At 54.9% G+C, this 22,969-nt stretch carries 15 protein-coding genes, 1 tRNA gene and 1 pseudogene; 15 read left to right on the top strand and 2 right to left on the bottom strand.

Features of this window, described 5'->3' with window-relative positions; all coding sequences use genetic code 11:
• Positions 1 to 382: 382 nt before the first annotated feature.
• From BISA_RS09400 to BISA_RS09350, 12 genes and pseudogenes are all read left to right on the top strand, one after another.
• Complete coding sequence (locus tag BISA_RS09400) at positions 383 to 865, top strand: holo-ACP synthase (protein WP_033891592.1); 483 nt, start codon at positions 383 to 385, stop codon at positions 863 to 865.
• Between the two features lie 140 nt (positions 866 to 1,005).
• A complete protein-coding gene (locus BISA_RS09395; protein ID WP_081890091.1) occupies positions 1,006 to 2,955 on the top strand; it encodes an alpha-amylase family protein in 1,950 nt (649 codons plus the stop codon).
• Positions 2,956 to 3,080: 125 nt separating this feature from the next.
• Positions 3,081 to 3,154: transfer RNA gene (locus BISA_RS09390), tRNA-Gly, on the top strand.
• Between the two features lie 286 nt (positions 3,155 to 3,440).
• Entirely contained in the window at positions 3,441 to 5,834 is a 2,394-nt protein-coding gene (locus BISA_RS09385) for a VWA domain-containing protein (RefSeq protein WP_081890090.1), read from the top strand.
• Positions 5,835 to 6,047: 213 nt separating this feature from the next.
• A complete protein-coding gene (locus BISA_RS09380; RefSeq protein WP_033891589.1) occupies positions 6,048 to 7,628 on the top strand; it encodes a SpaA isopeptide-forming pilin-related protein in 1,581 nt (526 codons plus the stop codon).
• Positions 7,629 to 7,727: 99 nt separating this feature from the next.
• Complete coding sequence (locus BISA_RS12915; protein ID WP_152597242.1) at positions 7,728 to 8,330, top strand: hypothetical protein; 603 nt, start codon at positions 7,728 to 7,730, stop codon at positions 8,328 to 8,330.
• A gap of 379 nt (positions 8,331 to 8,709) precedes the next feature.
• A pseudogene (locus BISA_RS13365) lies at positions 8,710 to 9,009 on the top strand (hypothetical protein); the annotation flags it as partial.
• Positions 9,010 to 9,091: 82 nt separating this feature from the next.
• Positions 9,092 to 9,340, top strand: a complete 249-nt coding sequence (locus tag BISA_RS13110) for a hypothetical protein (protein WP_081890089.1) — start codon at positions 9,092 to 9,094, stop codon at positions 9,338 to 9,340.
• Positions 9,341 to 9,428: 88 nt separating this feature from the next.
• Complete coding sequence (locus tag BISA_RS09365) at positions 9,429 to 10,100, top strand: membrane protein (protein ID WP_033891587.1); 672 nt, start codon at positions 9,429 to 9,431, stop codon at positions 10,098 to 10,100.
• Between the two features lie 129 nt (positions 10,101 to 10,229).
• Entirely contained in the window at positions 10,230 to 10,499 is a 270-nt protein-coding gene (gene rpsO / locus BISA_RS09360) for a 30S ribosomal protein S15 (protein WP_033891585.1), read from the top strand.
• A 303-nt stretch (positions 10,500 to 10,802) separates the two neighbouring features.
• The gene (locus BISA_RS09355; protein WP_033891584.1) at positions 10,803 to 13,547 is read left to right on the top strand and encodes a polyribonucleotide nucleotidyltransferase; all 2,745 of its coding nucleotides are present in this window, start codon (positions 10,803 to 10,805) and stop codon (positions 13,545 to 13,547) included.
• 337 nt (positions 13,548 to 13,884) lie between these two features.
• The gene (locus tag BISA_RS09350) at positions 13,885 to 14,718 is read left to right on the top strand and encodes a hypothetical protein (protein WP_237746133.1); all 834 of its coding nucleotides are present in this window, start codon (positions 13,885 to 13,887) and stop codon (positions 14,716 to 14,718) included.
• Positions 14,719 to 14,948: 230 nt separating this feature from the next.
• Here the strand turns inward: BISA_RS09350 and BISA_RS09345 are convergent, their stop codons facing one another.
• Positions 14,949 to 15,662 (bottom strand): ABC transporter ATP-binding protein, encoded by a 714-nt coding sequence (locus tag BISA_RS09345; protein ID WP_051917463.1) that lies wholly within the window; start codon positions 15,660 to 15,662, stop codon positions 14,949 to 14,951.
• Positions 15,663 to 15,679: 17 nt separating this feature from the next.
• Positions 15,680 to 17,419, bottom strand: a complete 1,740-nt coding sequence (locus tag BISA_RS09340; protein ID WP_033891583.1) for an ABC transporter permease — start codon at positions 17,417 to 17,419, stop codon at positions 15,680 to 15,682.
• Between the two features lie 359 nt (positions 17,420 to 17,778).
• On the opposite strand from BISA_RS09340, the gene BISA_RS09335 reads away from it, so the two are divergent.
• Genes BISA_RS09335 through BISA_RS09325 form a run of 3 tightly spaced genes read left to right on the top strand, consistent with a single transcriptional unit; the run spans position 17,779 to position 22,969 of the window.
• Complete coding sequence (locus BISA_RS09335) at positions 17,779 to 18,357, top strand: LemA family protein (protein WP_033891582.1); 579 nt, start codon at positions 17,779 to 17,781, stop codon at positions 18,355 to 18,357.
• The gene (locus BISA_RS09330; RefSeq protein ID WP_033891581.1) at positions 18,357 to 20,651 is read left to right on the top strand and encodes a DUF2207 domain-containing protein; all 2,295 of its coding nucleotides are present in this window, start codon (positions 18,357 to 18,359) and stop codon (positions 20,649 to 20,651) included. Before BISA_RS09335 ends, BISA_RS09330 begins: the two co-directional genes overlap by 1 nt.
• Positions 20,652 to 20,656: 5 nt before the next feature.
• Entirely contained in the window at positions 20,657 to 22,969 is a 2,313-nt protein-coding gene (locus BISA_RS09325; RefSeq protein ID WP_033891580.1) for a DUF2207 domain-containing protein, read from the top strand.

Raw genomic sequence — 22,969 nt, 5'->3', positions numbered from 1 at the left:
GCACCTGTGGTGTGCCCCGCTCACTTCGCCTACGGGATGCCCGCTGGGCATCCCGCTTGACGGCTCTCCTCCGGCCCTGCAATTGTGGACTCGCCTGCCGGCGAGACGTGGTTTTGCTTCGCTCGTCTATCGCCTCACTCAGCCTTCGCCTACGGGATGCCCGCTGGGCATCCCGCTTGACGGCTCAGCCTGATGCTCGCCTTGGTGAGTCCGGCTTCTACGAAGCCTGACTCAGTCGGCTGAGCGGTAAATAAGAGCACATGAAAGGGTTGGGGGCACAAAACTTTGTGTCCCCAACCCTTCGTAAGTGAGATACGCAATGTATCGCTGTGAGATGGTCGCTTAGACCTGTGGAAGATATCAGTAATAAGACAATAGTGGTATGAGTATGTATGGGATAGGCCACGACATAGTCGATGTCGTGGCATTTGCTGAGCAGCTGGCCGAGCCGGGCACTCGTATGCGCGAATTGTTTTCCATGAGAGAGATTCGTCAGGCGAATGCCTGCGCGCAGCAGAAGAACGATGGCGAGGCTGTGCATTTGGCCGCTAAATGGGCCGGCAAGGAAGCGTTCCTCAAGGCGTGGTGCGAAGCGCTGGGGGAGAGGCCGTATCCTTTCACGCTCGATAACTTCCCGTGGCATGAAATCGAAATCCTTGATGATTCGCACGGAGTGCCGCATGTAATGCTCTCTGGTAGAGCGAAGCGTGCGTTCCGTGATTCCCTGGGCAGCGGGGATTCCTCGGCGGAAAATATTGGAAGCTCGGTTGTCCAAAGTGATTACGCGGGTTCGATTCTCGTCATCCATATTTCCCTAAGTCACGACGGCCCGATTGCCTCGGCTGTGGTCATGCTTTCTGATTGATGAGTATTGATGAGTGTGGTGCTGAAACGAGCGGAATTCCTCGGTGTGTCGCGCTTTATGCTGTCGAACCGGTTCGATATTATAGGCATCAACGTCAATCGGTTGACGCGGGCACAAAGAATGGGACGAAGGAGTTTCCGATGGCTCAGGGTAACCAATCGGTAGAAGAAGCAACCAACGCAGCCAAGACCAAGACTGCAAAATCAGCCAAGACGACCACGCGATCGACAACAAAGCGCGCGACTGCAGCCAAGCGCCACGCTCCAAGCCCGGTTTTCCTCTCCCGCCTCGAATCCCACAAGGCTGAGCTCGAGAGCCTCTTTATGAGCCTGTATGGTGAGCGCGCAACCGCCACCGAAGACTTCAACGCACTGCTCGATTCTATGGCCACCGCCTACGCCGATCGTCCGGCCGATTTGAAGCGTCTCGACAAGACGCGCGAACAAGACCCTGAATGGTACAAGCGCGGCGATATGTTCGGCATGACCATGTACACCGACCTCTTCGCTGGCGATCTCAAGAAGCTCGCTGACAAGATTCCGTACTTGAAGGAACAGAAGCTCACTTACCTCCACCTGATGCCGCTGCTGCAGATGCCGCACCCGAACAACGACGGCGGTTATGCAGTCGAAGACTTCGACAACGTTGACCCGAAGCTCGGCACCAATGAAGACCTTGCTGCCCTTGCCAAGAAGTTGCGTCGCGCCGGCATTAGCCTGTGCATCGACTTCGTGATGAACCACACTGCCTCCACCCACCGCTGGGCCAAGGCCGCGCAGACCGGTGATCCTGAATACCAGGACTATTACTTCTGCTATGACGACCGCACCATCCCGGATGAGTACGACGCCCACGTGCCGCAGGTCTTCCCGAACACCGCTCCCGGCAACTTCAGTTGGAACGAGCAGATGAACAAGTGGGTCATGACCCAGTTCTACCCGTTCCAGTGGGACTTGAACTACCGCAACCCCAAGGTGCTTGTGGCCATGATGGGCTCCGTGATGCATCTGGCCAACCTCGGCGTGGAAGTCTTCCGCATCGATGCTGTGCCATACATCTGGAAGCAGCTTGGCACCAACTGCCGCAATCTGCCGCAGGTCCACACCATCGTACGTATGCTGCGCATCATCCTTGAATGCGTCTGCCCGGCTGTAGTGCTCAAGGGCGAAGTGGTGATGGCTCCCAAGGAGCTCGCCGCCTACTTCGGTACCCCGGAAGCTCCCGAGTGCCACATGCTGTACAACGTTTCCATCATGGTGAACCTGTGGAGTGCGCTCGCCAGCCGCGACGTGCGCCTGCTCAAGAACCAGATTGACCAGTTCGATGCTCTGCCTGACAACTGCTGGTTCGTCAACTACCTGCGCTGCCACGACGACATCGGCTGGGGCCTTGACGAGGATGTGGAACGTTACCTCGACATCGACCCGCTTAAGCACAAGGAGTTCCTGTACCACTTCTATGAGGGTGCGGTTCCCGGCAGCTGGTCGATGGGCGAGCTCTACAACTACGATGAGGCCACTCGTGACGCCCGCAGCTGCGGCACCACTGCCTCCCTCACCGGCATCGAGAAGGCCATCATCACGCATGATAAGCCGCTGTATGAGACCTCCATCAAGCGCGATCTGCTGATGCATCAGACTATGGCATTCCTGCGCGGCTTCCCGATGCTCAACTGCGGTGACGAAATCGGCCAGCTCAACGGCTGGGATTATAAGGAAGATCCCGATCGCGTGGAAGACAGCCGCAACTTGCATCGCAGCAAGTTCGACTGGGACAAGGCCGCACTGCGCAAGAAGGCTGGTACGCTCCAGAACCGACTGTTCAAGGGCATGGAAGGCCTGCGCGAAGAACGCCACGACCCCTGCTTCGCTCCGGATGCCTGGGTTTCCACTTGGGATACCTTCAACGATGCTGTGCTCGCCGTGGCCCGCAAGGTTGATGACGCTGTGCTGGTCGGCCTGTTCAACTTCTCCGAACTTGAGCAGCATGTCCACTTGAACGCTGGTGCCGATGAGCAAGGCGATGCTGTAATCAAGGAACCTCTTGATGCCGACCTTGCCCCGTACGAGGCCCGCTTCATCCACCTGTGATTTTCCTTCATCCCTGAGCTGCCGGCTCTCCTCGCACAAGAGGAGAGCCGGTTTTGTATAACGGGCTTGCCGCTTTCCGGGATTTGTGTATAATATCTCAAGTCGCCAAAAGCGACGCCCTACACGCGGATGTAGCTCAATGGTAGAGCCTCAGTCTTCCAAACTGATTACGCGGGTTCGATTCCCGTCATCCGCTCCATTTCAAAAGGCCGAAAGTCCAAGCATTGTAAGGGCTTTCGGCCTTTGTTGTTCTTGCCGTGGCTCGCATTGCGGGCGCGACTCGCCATGCCATGAAGAAAAGCCTTCCGAATTCGGGGGTGAGCGCATGGGTCTAATCGCCTGAATATTCCAAGAAACCTTGATTTTTCGGGGAAAAATTGCCCTCTACTAGGGTGTACGCATCCGCATTTTCTGTTGAATAGCCTAACGCCTTGTAGGCGTATAGCCGGGTTTTGGCGTACGCAATCGTAGAGATAGGCAAGGCTATGAAGAGAATGAGAGACTGGTTCGCCGCAGTTGGGGATGCGGCGGGCAAGAGTGGCAAGCGTATTATGGCCATCATTGCTGCCGTGGCGATGCTCGGTGGCGTCGCCGGTGTAAGCGCAACCGCTATGGCTGATCAGTCTGCTAGTGCCTCGGATGCTCAGGCGCAGCAGTCGGAGGAAGCTTCATCTGAGGCGAAGGCGAAAGCTCAGGCAACTGCCGAGGCATCGACTTTACAGCCGGAAAGCGCTGAAGCAGATAGTGCCACGGATTTGGGCGCGCCTGCACACCGAAAGTACATCAAATACAACAATGATGGTACCTATTGGCTAAGCCTCGATGTGACTGGCGCTTCTCGAGCCAGCACCGAGGAGAAGCATCAGCCAGCTGACGTGGTGCTGGTGATGGATTCCTCCGGCAGTATGTCAACTCAGGAATGCCTTAAATCTGAATGGTGGGGTTGCGCGGAGCGCGGTGACAGCCGTTGGACGGTCGCTACATCCGCTGCCAAAACATTGGCTCAGAAGTTGTTGACTGCAGACAATGCTGCATTGCCTGCTGACCAGCAAGTGCAGATGTCGGTGATTGACTTTGATACTGACTCACGCATTATGACTCTGGGCCGTGGTCAGTGGACCACATCCGCCCAAGCGGTTTCCGATTCCTTTAAGAGCATGGATGCCAGCTACGACAATGGTGGTGGCACCAACTGGGAAGCAGCATTACGAAATGCGAATTCTTTGAATACTGCTCGCGCAGGTGCGAAGAAATACATTGTGTTCGTGTCGGATGGCGAACCTACATACCGAGTCAACGGTGGAAACGGTTCAAATGACGATGGCAATTATAACTTTAACGCCGCCGTCGCGGAAGCCAACCGCCGCAATGGTGCCACACTATATGCGGTAAGCACCGGAACTGAAGCAAATACTAAGATGCAGAAATTTGCGCAAACCATTAATCCTGCCGGTACCTTCTTCGACGGTACGGATGCCAACAAGCTTGCCCAAGCATTCGATACCATCATCGAACAAATCAAGACAGACTCCACGTACCAGGATGTGCTGATCAAGGACACGCTATCCGGCTACGCGGTATCCACCGATCAGAACGGCGGTACCGGATATCTTCTGTCCGCCTCCGCGCGTGATGCCGATGGCAACGATGTATCGAAGACGGATCCCGCGGCCACCAAGATGCACGCGGTTTACAATCAGCAAACACAGCAGCTTTCTTTGAACTTTGATGAAGGCACCAAGCTTAGCCCAAGCGTCACCTATACGGTGTCCATCATGCTGAAGCCTTCCGATGCCGCATATCAATACTTCATCGAAAATAGTGGCCAATATCCGAATACAGGCGATCAAGGAACCGATGCCGAAGGCAACAACACGAGTTCCGGCAAGCCGGGATTCTATTCCAATGCAGATAATGCTGATGGCACCACACAGGCAAACGTGTACTACAAGGTAGTCACTAATGTCAACGGTCAGGAAACTGTTGGCGAGCAGCAGAGTTCCGCATATGATCGACCGGTTATTCAGGTGAATGTGCCGAGCATCACTCTGACGAAGGGCGTTGATAATACGTATGCCGGCAAGCTTGGCGCAACGCCTTCTGATTGGAAGCTCTCCGCACTGAAGAACAGTGGCACGTACGGTGTTGAAGCTACGAATCCTTCCGGTGAAACCACTACCGAAGGCAACGTGACCAAGCAGTCCGTGGCCAAGACATTGGTGGCTCCTGGTACCTACACGTTGAGTGAAGTCGCCGATACGTCCACGAATTACCAATACTTTAGCGGCTATACCGCAGGCGAGTGGTCATGTGTGGACGCAAACGGTAATAACGTTAGCGTCTCCGCGAACAACACAGTGAATTTGGCGCAGGGTGTTGATCTCACCTGCACGGTGATCAACACGGCAAAGCCTGGCGCTATCCAATGGCAGAAGGTAAATGCTTCGAAGCAAAATCAACTGCTGTCTGGCTCCGAATGGTCTCTCACCGGCAAGACCGATACCGCCTTCACCAAGCATGTGGTTGATGACGGCGAGAATGATGCCGCCACTGATAGTGCTGGCACCATTAAGGTGTCCGGTCTGAAGTGGGGCGACTACTCGCTGCAGGAAACCGTTGCGCCAAAGGGTTATCAGTTGTCCGACAAGACTTATGACATTTCTGTTGTGCCGGCTAATGACTCCTCCGACGATGCTGAGTTCACGGTCAGTGCCGGAAATGACGGCAAAATCACCAACACATACATTGCAGTCTCTCAGCTGCCGCTCACCGGTGGCAAGTCGGCTCGCGACTGGATGGTTTACGGCGGTGGCATGGGCGTTCTTGCCCTGCTCGCTGCGGCAAGCTACACCATTTGGCGCAAGCGTCAGCTGATTTGATTGCACGCTCAATCCTGCAAGCTGGCTCCCGATGGTAAGGAGTCAGCTTGTCAGGTGACTTGAGGGGTAGTTCTTATTCCCCTCAACGAATTAAAGATTTGCGGATCGCGAAGGTACATGGGAATGGACCCGAGCCTCCGCGATTGCAAGAACAAACCTGCTGATGGGGCACTCCACCAGCAAAAAAAGTAATTAAGGAAGAGAGGATTTCTCATGAAGATGAGGAAGCTTTTCGCGGGCGTTGCCGCTATGGCCACCCTGCTCGGTGGCATCGCGTTCGGCACCACCACCGCTAATGCGGCTGATGATGCGACTGCTACCGCATCCATCACTGTGCATAATGCACAGAAGGATCACACCTATACCGCATATAAGTTCGCCACGTTTACTAAGGCTGATGTGGTCGATGGCACCACGTACTTGGATGTCACCACTGATGAGGGTTGGAATGACACTCTGAAGGCTGCTGTTGAGGCTGCTGGTTTGCAGCCGGGTGCTGAGTATGCAAACAATTATGCTGCCTACGTTGCCACTTTGACTCCGGCGCAGCTGCGTTCCTTCGTGGACAAGCTGAATGTTACCGGTAAGACTTCCGCTGCCGCACAGGCAGGTACTGAAGACGGCGCTGATTTGAAGCTTGAAAACTTGGCTGAAGGTTGGTACTTCGTGACCGATTCTGACGGCAAGACCGCTGTTGTTTCCTCCACCTTGGCTGGCGACGCAGCTAACGTTAAGTTGAACACTCCTGACGGTCAGCGTGACATCACTGCCGTTGGTGCTTTCAACTCCAAGGGCAACAACTATGCAACGACCGCACCGACTAAGACCTCCGACAAGGATGATCTCAAGGGCGTTGGCGACGGCACCGTGAACGTTGGAGAAAAGGTTACCTACACTGTTGAAGCCACTATCCCGGCTGATGCAAATGCTTACGATACCTATGCTTACAAGTTCACTGATTACCCGGGTTCTGGCCTGTATGTAAACCTTGGTGCTGAAGAAGACACTTCCGTTCCTCCGTACACTTACTACCCGGCCAACGTTAAAGTCTATATTGCCGATGAGAACGGCAACTATGACGAGACCAAGCCGGTTGAGGCTACCGTTGCTCCTGAGACGTTCGTTTCCGGCAATGACAACCAGTCTGCTTCCTTCACTGCTACTGTCGCAAACGTAAAGGGCTTTGCCGGCCGCAAGATCAAGATGGTCTACGCTGCAACCGTTGTTGCTACTAAGGATGGCAATGTGTACAACTGGGCTTCTGTGACTCCCGGCACTCGCGCTGAGTCTGAAAAGGTCCAGAACCTTCTGAAGAACTATGGCTTCAGCTTCACCAAGACCGATGCCGACGGTAAGGCTCTTGATGGCGCTGAGTTTACGGTGACCAACGCAGCTGGCCAGTCTATTGATAAGAATGGCATGGTTGCTACTACCGTATTCACTGGTACTAATGGTGTCTTCAGCCTCTCTGGTCTGAAGGCCGGTACTTACACCGTTGAAGAGACTAAGGCTCCAACTGGCTACTTGAGCACTGCCAAGGCTAAGTTCACTGTCACCATCGCCAAGGATGGCACGGTTTCTTATGCTGAGTCTGAAGGCGCTGCTCTGAACCTCGGTTTGGTTACTGGTGAGACCTCCGACATCAAGGTGAAGAACGTCAAGTCCATCACTCAGCTGCCGCTCACTGGTGCTGCTGGCACTGCACTGTTCGTCGTCGTCGCTGCTCTGATTGCTGGCGCTGGCGTGACCGTGTTCGCCAAGTCCCGTTCCACCAAGCACGCTCTCGAAGCCTGAGCTTGACACTTGCTCGTAATTGAGTAATACCGAAGCCGACCTGAGAAATCAGGCCGGCTTTTTGCTTATTTGCAAAGAGAAGAAAGAGGAATAATTAAAATGGCCAGAGCTGTATCTAGAAGATTAAGCTTTAATAACCGGACGAGCACTACCGATGGGATTCCTCCGGTGTATTACTATCGTCCTCGCCTAAAATACAATCCTCGTGCTGTTATCGCCTATCAGGTCAGTATTGAAATATTTGCTCCTGGTCTTAACTCATCCACATTGAGCCGTCCTTTGAGAAATACTGCGATACATTTCGCTGAATCTGTCGTTGAGCAACAATTACCAGCAGTTCAAAAGACGATGCGTGCTCGTTACCCTTTAAGATCAGGATCGATTGCAGTTGAAATCAGAGATGGCTCTGTTATCATCACCGACTTTGGACAGATTCTTCAAGCCGGTAAGGATTTCATTGATTTTATGGGATCGGTTGACGGCGCTTATAATCTCGTAAATGGCTTCGTTAACCATGTCAGAGCAATAGAAGAACGTGAAAGAAAAGCCACTCATGCGCCTCATCATTCGTCAGGTGATTTTCAAGTGAGAGCCGACTTCCGTAATCTTATTGGTGCAGGCCAAGTCAGGATTGATATTACCGCTCAGCCGGTTCGTAGGAGTGGGCCTAAGCATAAAGCACATAGGCGGATTGACCTGTAAAGAAGTCCTTAATTCGTGCCCCGCAACTGCAAAATTGGGGATTTTGCGGTTGCGGGGCACTCGTTTGTGTCACGCGAGTGCAAAATCGCTTGAATTGCATTTGTGTGGCACGGTTTTTGGCGGAAATTGGTTATTTTCACTGGTGCAAAGTGTCCCGCGACTGCATTTCGACTGTTTTTGCGGTTGCGTGGCACTAGATTTCCTTAATCGTGCTCTATTCCGTACTATTCACACTGCGTCAGTGCTCCTTACCAAGGAAAATCGGGGATAAAACTGCCTCTTTACGGGGTTACAACGGTCTGTAACCTACTGACTACTATCCCGAACTGTGGCACGTGCTGTTTATTCGTAGCCTTCCGAGTGCAAGTAAGGGATGATAATGGCCAGTGGTGGCGGGGTATTTAGCCCCGAGGAAATAAAGTATCTGAAGTCTTTACCGTCGGTAGCGGGAGCCACCTCGAAACGCATAACCTATACCGATGACTTCAAGCGGTACTGCATAATTCATTACAATCAGGGTGCGTCGCCTGTGCGCATGTTCCGGGAAGCTGGGCTTGACCCTGCGCTGATTGGCTATAAGCGTATCGAACGGTGTATAGCACGTTGGCGCGAACAGCAAGATGAGATATTGCAGTCAGGATCCGACGAGTCAAACCCTAAAAATGGCCCTGGGGGGGGGGGTATCCTCATCGCCAGTTTTTCCAGGCAATACATGGCGTAAGCAATCCGCGCAAGGCTCTAGCGGCGAGACTGATTTTCATGTGTCCCCTGAGCGTCGCGCGATTATTCTGCCAACCAGTACCCTAGATGGTGATATTCCAAACAGTGATCTACGTGATCTGCTGATTTCTCAGCAAGTTCGTCGCATCGATGAGCTGGAGCGCCAAGTAGATATGCTGGAAGCGTTGCTGCATACGGAGCAGAGTAAGAGACAAGCCGATGAATCCGTTGCAAACAATACTGCGGATCATGCTGACTCCAGCAACAATGCTGTTTCATCTTCAGAATGAGTTGATCGATGCCGTCGTCAGCTGGACTGGCGGCACGCTAAGATAGTCACCGCAATCAAACTGCAACGAATAATGGGCGAGGCGGTGCATGCAGAAGGAACCGAACGAAGCTACGGAAATCGTGGGCGGTAAGGTCGAAATGGTTGAGGTGTCCAAGCACCCCGAAGCTTCGATTCCCGTCACCGAATTATCGCTGGCGGACATTGAACGCCGGCGTTCGCATCCTGCGCGCTGGATTGCCGTTATTGTTGCAGCTCTGGTGGCTATCATCGCTCCTTATTGGTTCGGTCGTACGCTTGCGGTTAACAATACGGATGCTGTAGTCGCAGCTTTGGGCGGTATCGAACCTCGCGGCATCGCCTTGGTGGGCTGGGCAGTAGTGGTGATCGCCTACGTTGGCCTTGCAATGGCCGTGGTCGTATCGCCCTCCTGGCCGTGGCTCATCGTGTTCGTCATAGGGCTTGCCGCAGAGCAGTTCATTGCGGGCCTGAGCATGCTCAACCTGAACTTCTGGTATTCCACATATGTGGTGTACGGCGATCAGGCGAATGTTTTTAATGCTGCGAACTTAGGTATTTTGGCAGCGGCGATTGGCATTGCCGTGTATGCCGTAGTGTTCGTAGGGTTGCTTGTCATTATTAAGAAAACTTCGCCGCTTAATGTGCTGACTAAAAGCTGGGCCAGTTTTATTCTGTACTTTGCGATTGAAGCGTTGGCATTGTTTGTGATTCTGTTCGGCGGATTGCTGACTGCGGTGTGAGGTGCGACGGTGCTGCGGTCCGCACCTTGCCGTACAGTATCCATTTGGCGTGATTTCGCCCGCGGATAGAGAGCGTTCCGAGCGAGCCCGCACGGAACACCGCGCAACGACACAATTAAGGAGGATGCCGTGGCACTGACGGCTGAAGAGAAGACCCAGATTATCAACGAGTACGCAACGCACGAAGGTGACACCGGTTCCCCCGAGGTTCAGGTTGCTCTTCTGTCCAAGCGCATCTCCGACCTGACCGAGCACCTGAAGCAGCACAAGCACGACCACCACTCCCGTCGTGGTATGCAGCTCATGATTGGTGATCGTCGTCGTCTGCTTGATTACCTCAAGCGCGTCGACATCAACCGTTACCGCTCCCTCATCGAGCGTCTGGGTCTGCGTCGATAATTACAGACTTCCGCCCGAGTGCCTAAGATGGTGCTCGGGCGTTTTACATATGCCAGCCAACGGCAACAACAACAAGAGGGTTAGAGGATAGGCCGCACAACAAGCGCCATGTGGCATTGAAACGGGCGCGGAAGTTCAAGTAGGTAAGGCCGACAAGAGAACCTGAATGAATGGGTTGACACGAGGAAACGGCGGCCAAGGGGCCAGCCGAAACACGGTATGTGACGTCCGCTGAAGAGGACATGCGGTATGAAACCGCATTTGCATGTAGGAATAAATAGATAAGTAAAAAGGAGGAACCCTATGGAGGGTCCCGAAATCAAGGCCGTTGAGGCCGTAATTGATAATGGATCGTTCGGTAAGCGCACGCTGCGCTTCGAGACTGGCCGCCTTGCACAGCAGGCTGATGGTGCTGTGGCCGCCTACCTTGACGACGATTCGATGATTCTGTCCACCACCACCGCTGGCTCCAGCCCGAAGGAGAATTACGACTTCTTCCCGCTGACCGTGGACGTGGAAGAGAAGATGTATGCAGCCGGTAAGATTCCGGGCTCTTTCTTCCGCCGTGAAGGCCGCCCGAGCTCTGAGGCTATTCTCGCTTGCCGTATCATCGACCGCCCGCTGCGCCCGCTGTTCCCGCACACTCTGCGCAACGAAGTGCAGGTTGTCGAGACTGTGCTCGCAGTAAACCCGGATGATGCTTACGACGTCATCGCGCTGAACGCTGCTTCCGCTTCCACCATGATTTCCGGTCTGCCGTTCTCCGGCCCGGTTTCCGGTGTGCGTCTGGCCCTGATTGATGGCCAGTGGGTTGCTTTCCCGCGTTGGAGCGAGCGTGAACGCGCTGTGTTCGAGATCGTGGTCGCTGGCCGCGTGATCGAGAACGGCGATGTTGCTATCGCTATGATTGAGGCCGGCGCCGGCAAGAACGCTTGGCACTTGATTTACGACGAGGGCCAGACCAAGCCGGATGAGACCGTTGTGGCTCAGGGCCTTGAGGCTGCCAAGCCGTTCATCAAGGTGATTTGCGAGGCTCAGAACGAGCTCAAGGAGAAGGCTGCCAAGGAAACCAAGGAATTCCAGCTCTTCCCGGAGTACACCGACGAACTGTACGCTCGCATCGACGAGATCGCTCACAAGGATCTGGACGAGGCTCTCTCCATTGCCGAGAAGCTGCCGCGCCAGGATCGCATTCATGAGATCAAGGAACACGTTCGCGAAGTGCTCGCCAACGAGTTCGAAGACATGGACGATGCCGAGAAGGACAAGGAACTCGGCAACGCCTTCAAGGAACTGCAGCGCCAGATCGTGCGTCGCCGTATCCTGACCGAGGACTACCGCATCGACGGTCGTGGCCTGCGCGACATCCGCACCCTGTCCGCCGAAGTGGACATTGTGCCTCGCGTGCACGGCTCCGCACTGTTCCAGCGCGGCGAAACCCAGATTCTGGGTGTCACCACCCTGAACATGCTCAAGATGGAGCAGCAGATCGACGCTCTGTCCGGTCCGCAGTCCAAGCGCTACATGCACAACTATGAGATGCCGCCGTATTCCACCGGTGAGACTGGCCGCGTTGGTTCCCCGAAGCGCCGCGAAATCGGCCACGGCGCTCTGGCTGAGAAGGCTCTCGTGCCGGTGCTGCCGAGCCGCGAAGAGTTCCCGTATGCCATTCGCCAGGTCTCCGAGGCCATTGGCTCCAACGGTTCCACCTCTATGGGCTCCGTGTGCGCCTCCACCCTGTCCCTGCTTGCTGCTGGCGTGCCGCTGAAGGCTCCGGTTGCTGGCATCGCTATGGGTCTGGTCTCCGGCGACGTTGATGGCAAGCACATCTACAAGACCCTGACCGATATTCTGGGTGCGGAGGATGCTTTCGGCGATATGGACTTCAAGGTGGCTGGCACCTCTGAGTTCATCACCGCTCTGCAGCTTGATACCAAGCTCGATGGTATTCCGGCTGATATTCTGGCCGCTGCTCTGCAGCAGGCTCACGAAGCCCGCACCACCATCCTCGAGGTTATCAACGAGTGCATCGATGGCCCGGCTGAGATGAGCGAGTTCGCTCCGCGCATCATCACCACCACCGTTCCGGTTGAGAAGATTGGCGAAGTCATCGGCCCGAAGGGCAAGATGATCAACCAGATTCAGGAAGACACTGGTGCTGAGATTGCCATCGAGGATGACGGTACTGTCTTCATCTCCTCCGAGGGTGGCGAGGCTGCTGAGAAGGCCAAGGCCATTATCGACTCCATCGCCAATCCGCATGTGCCTCAGGCCGGCGAAACCTACAACGGCAAGGTTGTGAAGACCACCTCCTTCGGTGCTTTCGTGAACCTCACCCCGGGCACTGATGGCCTGCTGCACATCTCTCAGATTCGTAACCTCGCCAACGGTGAGCGCATCGACTCTGTGGAAGACGTGCTCAAGGAAGGCGACAACGTTGAGGTCGTTGTGCAGGGCGTTGACGATCGCGGCAAGATTTCCCTGGCTATTCCGGGCTTTGAGGATCAGGAAAACAATGCCGGTTCCCGCGGTGGTTCTCGCTCCGAGCGTTCCGATCGCGATGATCGTCGTGGTGGCCGTGGCTCCCGTGGCGATCGTGATGATCGTCCGCGTCGCCGTCGTTCCGCCGATCGCGATGACCGCGATTTCGATCGTGATGATCGCGATGATGATCGTCCGCGTCGCCGCCGTTCCGATGACTTTGAGGATGATTACGATGATCGTCCGCGTCGCCGTCGTTCCGATGACCGCGACTTCGATGATCGCGATGACGATCGTCGTGGTTCCCGTGGCCGCCGTTCTGACCGCGATGACCGCGATTTTGATCGTGATGATCGCGATGATGATCGTCCGCGTCGCCGTCGTTCCGACCGCGATTTTGATCGTGATGACCGTCGTTCCTCTGGCCGTGGCCGCGGCCGTGGCTCTGACCGTAACCCGCGTTACGCCACCGACGACAACTACGATGACTACCGCGCCGATCGCGAAGAGCGTTCCGAGCGTCCGCGCCGCCGCGTCCGTCGTGACTTTGATCCGTTCGAAGACTGACGTCCTCTCGCGGATTCCCTCACTGAGATGATCCGCTGACTAGCCAAGTGCCTTTGTATTGCGTTGAATTTTCGCAGTACAAAGGCACTTTTTGTTTTATGCGTTTATCTCTATCGCAAGTTATCCACCGTTCTTTTGCATGTGGTGTGGATAACTGGAGCTAGTGCCACATACCCCATTTCAGCTTTTCCCGTAGATTTCCAGTAGCTACGGTGAAAGAATGAGTACCTATGTCAATGAATCTTCAATGCGAGATAGTCTCGATAACCGCCGGCGGGAGACGCTCAATCGATGCATTGAGGAAGCTAACCGAATTGGTCGTAATCTACTGTTCGGTATGACCACTGCGTTGATATTGTACGGTGTGCCGCTTCCCGCAGATTGTGATTTGGATACTTCGCAGTTGCACACGGTATTTGAAACAAAGGAGAAGCGACTGCGCACAAATAGCACGACGTTGTGTCCGCATGTATGGAAGTTCTTACCGCAATCGCATGCAGTGAAAATCAATACTCGAGTGTATGCGCTTGATATATTTCATGTGTGGGCGCAGATGGCAAGTCATGTTTCGTTGCAATCATTGATTGTGCTTGGTGATTCCATTATCAGCGTTATGAGTCGCCGTAGACAATGTGATATGAAGCAGATTTATTGTGAATTGGTGCGATTTACGCAATCAGTGACAGGATTTGCTGGCCGTCCTTCCTGCATTCGGGCATTATCGCTTATCATGCCGGGGGCTTCATCGCCGAAGGAATCCGAGAAAAGAATTTCACTGTGTGCTCACGGTATTCCTCAACCGAAATTGAATTACGTTGTGCCGAACATAATGTTTGACTCTGGCGTAGTGATGACACTCGATCTTGCATGGCCGGAATATAAAGTCGCGGTGGAGTATGACGGAGATCAGCATCGCACCGACAAAATGCAATGGCGCCGCGACCGAGAGAAGAGGGGAAAACTGGTGGGGCGTGGATGGCTGATTTTTACTGCGACAGCGGCAAGTCTTGCGGATGACGATGCGCGAGCGGAGTTCGCATTCCATGTCGGTCGTGCGTTGACGCTGCGAGGTGCTGATTTTGTATTTCGTCTCAAAGCATTGCCACTTGAATTGATGGCTCCGTTGCCGAGGAAAGTCGATTGGACTGCATTAGAGTCGAAAGTAGGGTAGAAGTACATTGCTGCATGAATGTGCTGCGGATATGTCTGTGCCACGCTAGCGCGAATTGAGCAGTATTGTGCTAGTGGGGCGGAGCCTCATAGAGAAATCACACGATTTACCCCATGAATCGTGCCACACGAGTGCGGATTGGGCCCTTATTACAGTTGTGTGGCTGAAACCAACGCCACGCCAGCACAAAAGATGTGATATTGCGCTGGCGTGGCACGCGGGGTACGTCCTCACCGCTCGCGGAGTGGGGCGAGCTGGAAGACCTCGTCGGATTGGGCGGCGACTTCGGGGCTATGCGTCACAATAATCACGCATTTGCCCTCGTTGTGCGCCAGATCCTTGAAAATCGTCATAATGTCATCCTGAGTGGCAAGGTCGAGATTGCCGGTAGGTTCATCAGCCAGAATGATTTGCGGATCGTAGCTCAATGCGCGAGCAATGGCCACGCGCTGCTGCTCGCCACCGGAAAGATGCAGAATACGCTCGTTCAGATACTCCGGCTGCAGTCGCACTTTTTCAATGAGCTCGGCCGCAATCTCTTTCTTGGGCTTATCGAAGGTCTTGCCGGAAGCGTCCATCGAGAGAATGATGTTCTCCGCCACGGTTAGCGCCGGCAAAAGATTGAAGCTCTGGAAGATCACGCCGATATCGTGACTGCGGAAGCGGTAGCGGTCGGCTTTCGCCAAATCCTCGCCGTTATGCAGCACACGACCCTTGGTGGGTGTGGTCAGACCGGACAGCAGCGAGAGCAGTGTGGTCTTGCCTGCGCCGGAAGGACCGGTAATCGAAATGACTCGACCGGTGCGGAATACGTAGTTCTTGTCGATGAGCACGCGCTTGCCGCCCTTGGAATACGAGTAAGAGACGTGCTCCAGCTCCAAGGCTGGGGTGTCAGTGTTGGCGGTGACTGCCGGTTCGGCGGTGGTTGCAGTTGCAATATCCATGATTTTTCCCTTCGGATTTACGAGCGATCGGCGAGAATCTGTAGCGGTTCGTAGCGCATGACGAACACGATGCCGACCAGTGCGGAGATAAGCGTCAATCCAAGACCGATGAGAATCAGCTGGCCGACCACCGCCAGATTCACGGTGGCGTTGATTTCGCTGACATAATTCACCGCCTGACGCATGCCGCCCGGGCCGCCTTGCTGAGTGTTGTTGCTCTTAGTAGAGCCTGCGGAGTCGGAGGACGAGTTCGCAGAGCTGGAGTCAGAGGAAGAAGACGAGCTGCTCGAATCCGAAGAGCTAGAGCTGGATTGCTGCTCGCCGCCCGGTCCACCGCCCATATCCGCCGCGCGGCCGAACTGCTGCTGTTGGCTGGATGCCTCGGATTCCTGTGCAGACACCTGCGATGCCAGCAGTTGGTTTGATACCGGCACGGAAGCCACCGCACCGCCGGCTACACCAAGTGCGATGCCGCACATCGTCACAATCAGCAGCTCAATCACAAACTGTGCCGCGACCTTGGCTTTCTTCACACCGATGGCGGTCAGCACGCCGACCTCATACTTGCGCTCGCGGATATTGAACAGATTCAAAACCACAAGCACCACGGCCCCCACAACGAGCACCACAATCAGCAAGGTCAGTGCGAACTTCGCGAGATTATCGAGCGGCACAAGACTGGACTCATACTGTTCCACATCCGCGGACTGTACGGTGTAGGTGTCGTCCAAGCCAGCGGCCTTCACGTCGGCGGCGAAGGTTTCGTAGTCATCCGCATTGGCGAGCACGTAGGTGTAGTTGAGCTGGGTGGTGGTGTCGTCGTTATCGTCGTTAGCGGTGGTGTCGGAATCAAGCCCAAGCGACTTCAGCGTAGAAACCGAGGTATAGATCGCATTGTCCGCGTCCTGCGAGGTGCCACCCATCGGACCCATTGCGTTGGTGTTGCTGGAGGTGGAGTTCTCGTAGATGCCGCAGATGGTCAGCGTATACGTGAGCGAAGTGTCGCTCGGGTTGGTCACGGTGATGGTGTCGCCCACGGAGAGATTGTTGAAGTCGGCCAAAGTTTTGGAGATGATGACTTTGCCGTTATCGGATTCGTCGTAGCCGAACACTTCGCCGCTGGACATGGTGAACGAACCGTTGGAAGCGTTGGCGATGGCGGTGTCCGAGGAGAAGCCGGTCAGGGTGAAGTCGCCGGAGGTCATCATGTTGCCAGGGCCGCCGCCTTGACCCTTGCCATCACCGCCCGGTCCCTGCTGACCATCGCCAGAATTGGAGGAATCGGAAGATGAATCAGAGGAGCTGGAATTCGCCGCATTCGCCGTGCTGGTCTCCACTGGCTGGAACGAATCCGTGCCAGAGACGCCGGTGCTTTCGGAATAATATGAACTCACCGAAACGCTGGAGGCCTTCTCATACTTCTGATAGTCAGCCAGAGTCAGGCTGCTGCCTTCCAGAGCGCTGCGCATCGAATCAAAATCGGGCGTGGAATCCCCGGAACTAGAGGAATCAGACGAATCCGAGGATGAGCTGGACTGCGATTCGCGCGCCTGCTCCATCAGCTTGCTGCGGTCCACACTGATAGTGGCGGTTACGGAAGTATTCGCCAATCCGGTTTCACGCGCGGTGCTGGCCGCGTTGCGAATGGCGAGTCCGATGGTGGCTGCCGCGGCAATGATCGCCACGATGAGCACAATTAAAATATTGCGGCCTTTGTTCCGTATCACGGTTTTCCAGGCGTTGTTCAACACAAACATAACAGGTCCTTGGGTGAGCGCGGCACCGAACAATCCAGCGCCGCAGAACTATGGTTGTTTCGCAAGTTCCCCGCTAAGCAGCTCGCCTCGCACGGAACTTCTGCCCCTAACTATCGGGGCCCATGATGATTGCGCGCTTATGCAAGGCTGAGCGCAACAGACAAACTACGTTGCACTTGACTGAAACGTTCCTGAATGCTTGCTGGACTTGCACGATTTCAAAGTGATTGTCAGTGCCTCCTCGCTTTTTATGCCGACTCGTGAAAGAATAGGCGTGAACAGTAATCCGGTACTATCCGGTAGCCGAGAAGGGGAAAGACTACTCGGCAAGGCCTATCAAGGCCAGCAAGGGGGCAGTTATGAGCGCTGGTGCAATCATCGGCATTGTTATTGTCGTTATTATCGTGGGCGTGATCGGTTGGGGCATTAGCGCCTACAACGGATTGGTTACGCTGAAGAACCGTGTGAAGAACGGTTGGGCGCAAATTGATGTGCAGTTGAAACAGCGCGCTGATTTGATTCCGAATTTGGTGGAGACGGTCAAAGGTTATGCTTCGCATGAATCCCAAGTATTTACGCAGGTGACTCAGGCTCGCGCTGGTGCTGTGGCTGCTGCGAATGATCCGAATGCGACGATAGCGCAACGTACCGCTGCAGAAAATCAGTTGTCGCGCGCACTGGTCAATCTGCAGGCGACTGCGGAGGCTTACCCGCAACTGCAAGCCAATCAGAACTTCATGGATTTGCAGGGCCAGCTTAAGGACCTGGAGAATAAGATCGCGTACGCCCGTCAGTTCTACAACGATGTGGTGCTGAAGCTCAACACTGCTATTGAGACGGTGCCAACCAATATCATCGCTGGACTGTTCCACTTTGAGCAGGCTCAGTACTTCCAGGTTGATGAAACCGCACGCCAGGCACCGCAAGTGAAGTTCTGATGAAGAAGCGATTGATTCGAGCCGCTATCTTCAGCGTGATTATCACGCTGATGGTCAGCGGCATGTTCATATTGTTCGCATTTACTGCTGCAGTCGCTGGAAGCGGTGCCGATCTGAGTTATCGCACGCTTGACTATGACGCCACCTTTACCACTGAGGGTGACCTCAAAGTCACGCAGCATATTGACATGAAGCTGCTGAAACGCAAAGATGATAATGGCGACACTAAGCCGTGGAAGCAGCTCTACCAGCAATACACGCTGCGTTCCGACAATCTCACGGACATCAGCGACATTTACGTGCGCAACGTCACCGACGGCACCACGTATCAGCAGCAAACCGAACTGAAACTGCCGGACGAAGTGCCAAGCGATGACGCATGGAATTCCGATTACGCCGATCACTGGTATATCGCGGACGTGACTGCCGGCGAAAGCGACGCCCACCCCTACACTCCCGGTGAGGATGCGCTCGCCGTTACCACGCCCGGAAGTGCTGATACAACCCAGAAAACCGTGGAGATCGGTTGGAATATTCCCGCCACCGAGTCTGCGGATTCGATGAAATTCGATGTTTCTTTCACCCTGCACGATGTGGCCACCCAGTGGGATGACATTGCAAGTCTGCAGTGGGAACCGTTCGGCAAGTCCAATCCAGTACCCATCGGCACCGTGAGCGGCACCGTGCACTTCCCGGACGGCATCACCTCAGACACCTCGTGGGGCTGGTTGCATACCGAGCGCACGTCGGAAACCCGCCGAGCTCAGGACGGCAGCCTCAAATTCAAGGCCTACAATGTGCATTCCGGCGACTATCTGGACGTTGTTGCCGCATTTAAGGCAACCCCGAACGAAACCGGCATTGCTCGCCATCAATCCGGCGATCATTTGGATGCGCTGAAGCAGAGCGAATACCAGCAGGAGCAGCAGTGGCGTGATAGTCAGCGCACGCTGGCTCGTGTACGCTTGGGTATTTGGATTGCAACGACGGTGCTCGGCCTCATCTTCTGCGCGTGGGGCATTGTGGTTGTGGTCAGGAGCAATAGGAACTCAAAGTATCGTGGGCCTATTGAGTACTGGCGCGACCAGCCCGGCATCAGCCCGGCTTCGGCCGCCCGACTTATCGAAGTGGTGGAACCGCCGAAGCGTTCGCGGCCAATGAATCGTGAGCTCACGGCAACAATGCTCTCGCTTTCCGTTAAGAAGGCCATCGCCATCTATCCTGGTCCCTCTGACATGTATCGCGGCATCGATATGAGCAAGGCCACACCAGTGAGCTTAAGTCACATGATCGATGCTGATGCCGGAAGACGTTTTGCTGCTCGCACCACCAGCACCATTGTGATTTTGCCGGCTGCTATCGATGGTGTGCCGAACGCCGAGCAGTTGGGCTTAAGCGAATCCGAAAACGCACTGTTGAATCTCTTGATTGTGATTTCCAAGCGCGTTGGCTCCCCGGTATTCGACTTCGGCCAGATGAAGCAAGCCTGCAAGGATTGGGAAGACGGTTATCTGGAACTCGACAAGTTCACCGGCGCTTGCGATATCGAATACGCGCGCTTGAATGCTTCGCGTTCGCGTGGCTGGCAGGCGATTGTAGCCGGCATATTCGCTGGAATCATCGGTTTCGCTGCCATGATGGCCAATGCGATTCTTGGTTACGCTGTAGTCGGTATCATTATCGGGATGCCGATGTTCTTCATCGGCATGTTCTGTACTTTTGGCGGTGCGGCAAAGGAACTCACTGCACAGGGCCAGGAAATCGCCGGCAAGTGCTTGGGGCTGAAGCATTACATGCAGGACTTTTCCAACTTCACCGACCGCGGTGCCGCCGACCTTGCCATGTGGGATTGGTACATGGTATACGCCGCCGCATTTGGCATCAGTGAGCGGGTGGCCGCGGAGCTGGCCAAGGCATATCCGCAAGTCACCGACCCGCGTTGGCTCGACGACAACGCTTCCGACTCCACACTCTACTGGTCCTACCGTTCGCACAGCTGGGATGACGATGGTTATGGCGCACGGGTCAGCACGCAGAGTGTCGGCGGTGGTCTCGCCGGCCAATTCGGCGCTAACTCGATGTTCGGAGGCTCCTCATATACGCCGAGCTTGAGCTTCAGTGATCTTGGCTCGCAGCTCTCCTCTGGATTCGCGGACATCACCTCCACCATCGATGCCGCAGCACCTAGTTCATCAAGCGATAGCGGCTTCAGCTCCAGCGGTAGCTTCTCGTCCGGTGGTGGTTTCGGCGGCTCCTCCGGTGGGTCTGGCGGTGGTAGCTTCGGAGGTCGCTAAGGCGTATGAACTGCAGGATTCCACGCGCCATTATTTCGTCGGTGATATTCACCGCTGTGGTGTTTGCCGTGATATTCATTGGCTTCTGGTTCACCGGAAGCCGTTCGGATTTGCAGTATCGCAGCGTTGATTACGACGTAACTGTGCAAACCAACGGGGATATCACCGTCACCCAGCACATCGATATGAAACTGGGAAGGCGAAGTAAAGGCAAGCCGTGGAAGCAGCTGTACCAGCAGTACACGTTGAACCAGTCTGATTTGGCGGATATCACCGACATTTCCGTCAAAAACGTGACCACTGGCGAAACCTACACGCGCACCACAACCGTGCTACCGAGCGACGTGGCGAGTGATGCCGAATGGAACAATAAGTATGCCGGCCACTGGTATGCGCAGATATCAGACCTGCTAGGTGCGAACCCCAAGGAATACAAGCCTGGCATCAACGGTATGCCCATCTATTCCGATGAAACGCAATACGATGATTTCATTCAAGGCAATGCGCTGAAGCGCCAACGCACTGTGGAAATCGGTTGGAATATTCCTGCCACCAAGCATGCGCGCAGCATGAAATTCGATGTGACAATGACGCTCGTCGGTGCCGCTCGCCTTCACCCGGATATCGCATGGTTCCAATGGGAGCCGATTGCCGAAAGCAATACGACGCCGATAGGGCGTGTGACCGGCACCGTGCATTTCCCGAAAGGTATTACCGCAAAGAATTCTTGGGCATGGCTGCATTATGCCGGCTCGTCCTCTACCTCCCGCGATGCTGATGGTACGTTGCATTTCCAAGCAACCAATGTGGCTGCCGGGCGCTATTTGAACCTGCTGGCGGCCTTTGACTCCTCAGTGGTGCACGATACATCGAATGGAATGGTCGGCGCCAAGTACCAGCCGGCGGGGGAGTGGATTCGCACGCGCGACTATCCGGGATTGCAATCGCTGAAAAAGCTTGAATCCGAAAAGTTGGCCAAAGCTCAAGCCAAGCAGCGCAAAACTGTGCGAACCTGGGCTATTGTGCTCGGCTTGGAACTGCTGCTATGTGCGATATCGCTTGGTACGGCGATATTTGGCAGATGGCGTGCGCATGGTCCGCTACACAGCAAGCGTGTGGCCTATCGGCGTGAGGTACCGAGCCTCAAACCGGCCACTGTGGCGAAAATCGCTGATATTCTCGGCATTGCGAAATCAGACAACGTGGAACATCGCCGGCTTGCCGCCATGATGCTGTCGCTGGTATCCAAGGGAGTTATTGCACTGTATCCCGGCCCGGCCAGATTGTACGGCACTGACGAGGCGAGTATTCCCGGATCCATGACGCTCACCCCGCATGTGGCGTTGCAGGCATTGGAGACAGGTGGCAGTAGCGGCGGCGTACGCTCGGTCACTGAGAAGGAAATGAACAGTACCAGCACCATCGTGCTGCATCCGGTTCGCCGCAGTCAACGGAAACCAAAACCGTTGACTAAGCCGGAGCATGCGCTACTGCGCATTCTGGAGTTCGTTGGCAAAGATCGTGGCGCGGATACGTTTGATTTGAATCAGATGCAGAAGAGCTGCCAAGGGTGGCGAGGCGGCTATAAAGCATTGGAACGTTTCACCGATGCCTGCAATGAGGAATTGGGCAAGCATAGGATTGTACGGCCTATTGGAGGTATGACCGCTTTCTTCGGTCTCGGCACAGTACTTTATGGCGTGACTGCCGCGGTTATTTACATGGGACTCGGCAATCTTGCGCTTTCACTGATTATGGGTGCACCCGGCATGCTGCTGGGCTCCTTTGCCTTCCTGATTGCTCCCAAGGAAATGTTCACCAAGAACGGCGCAAAATATGGCGAAGAAGTGGCTGGCTTCTACCGGTACCTCACCGATTTCAGTGATTTCACCGATCGAGGCGCACTCGATTTGGCGCTCTGGGATGAGTATCTGATTTATGCCACCGCAATGGGCATTTCCCGGCAGGCATTGAATGAACTTGCCAAAGCCTATCCGCAGGTCAAAGATCCTGAGTGGTTGGACAGCAATGCCTCTGATTCGTTGATGTACTGGGATTATCGCTCCATTTCGCTGTTTGGTGCCTCGAATGTTTCAAGCGGGCTTGATTCAAGCGGCTTCGCCTCAGGTATTGCCAGTAATTATGGCGGCATTACCGATTTGGGTTCGCAGTTGAGCTCCGGCTTCAGTGAAATCAGTTCCACGATTCACGCGGCTGCGCCTGTGGATGCCAGCGGTTCCGGCTCAGGCGGCTTCTCCGGCGGTGGTTTCGACGGTGGCGGCGGTGGAGCCGGTGGTGGTTCCTTCGGCGGCCGTTAA

It is taken from the genome of Bifidobacterium saguini DSM 23967 (genome assembly GCF_000741715.1).
GTDB classification, from domain to species: domain Bacteria; phylum Actinomycetota; class Actinomycetes; order Actinomycetales; family Bifidobacteriaceae; genus Bifidobacterium; species Bifidobacterium saguini.
Note: the sequence above shows the minus strand (reverse complement) of the source record. Positions and strands in the feature narration are given on the sequence as shown.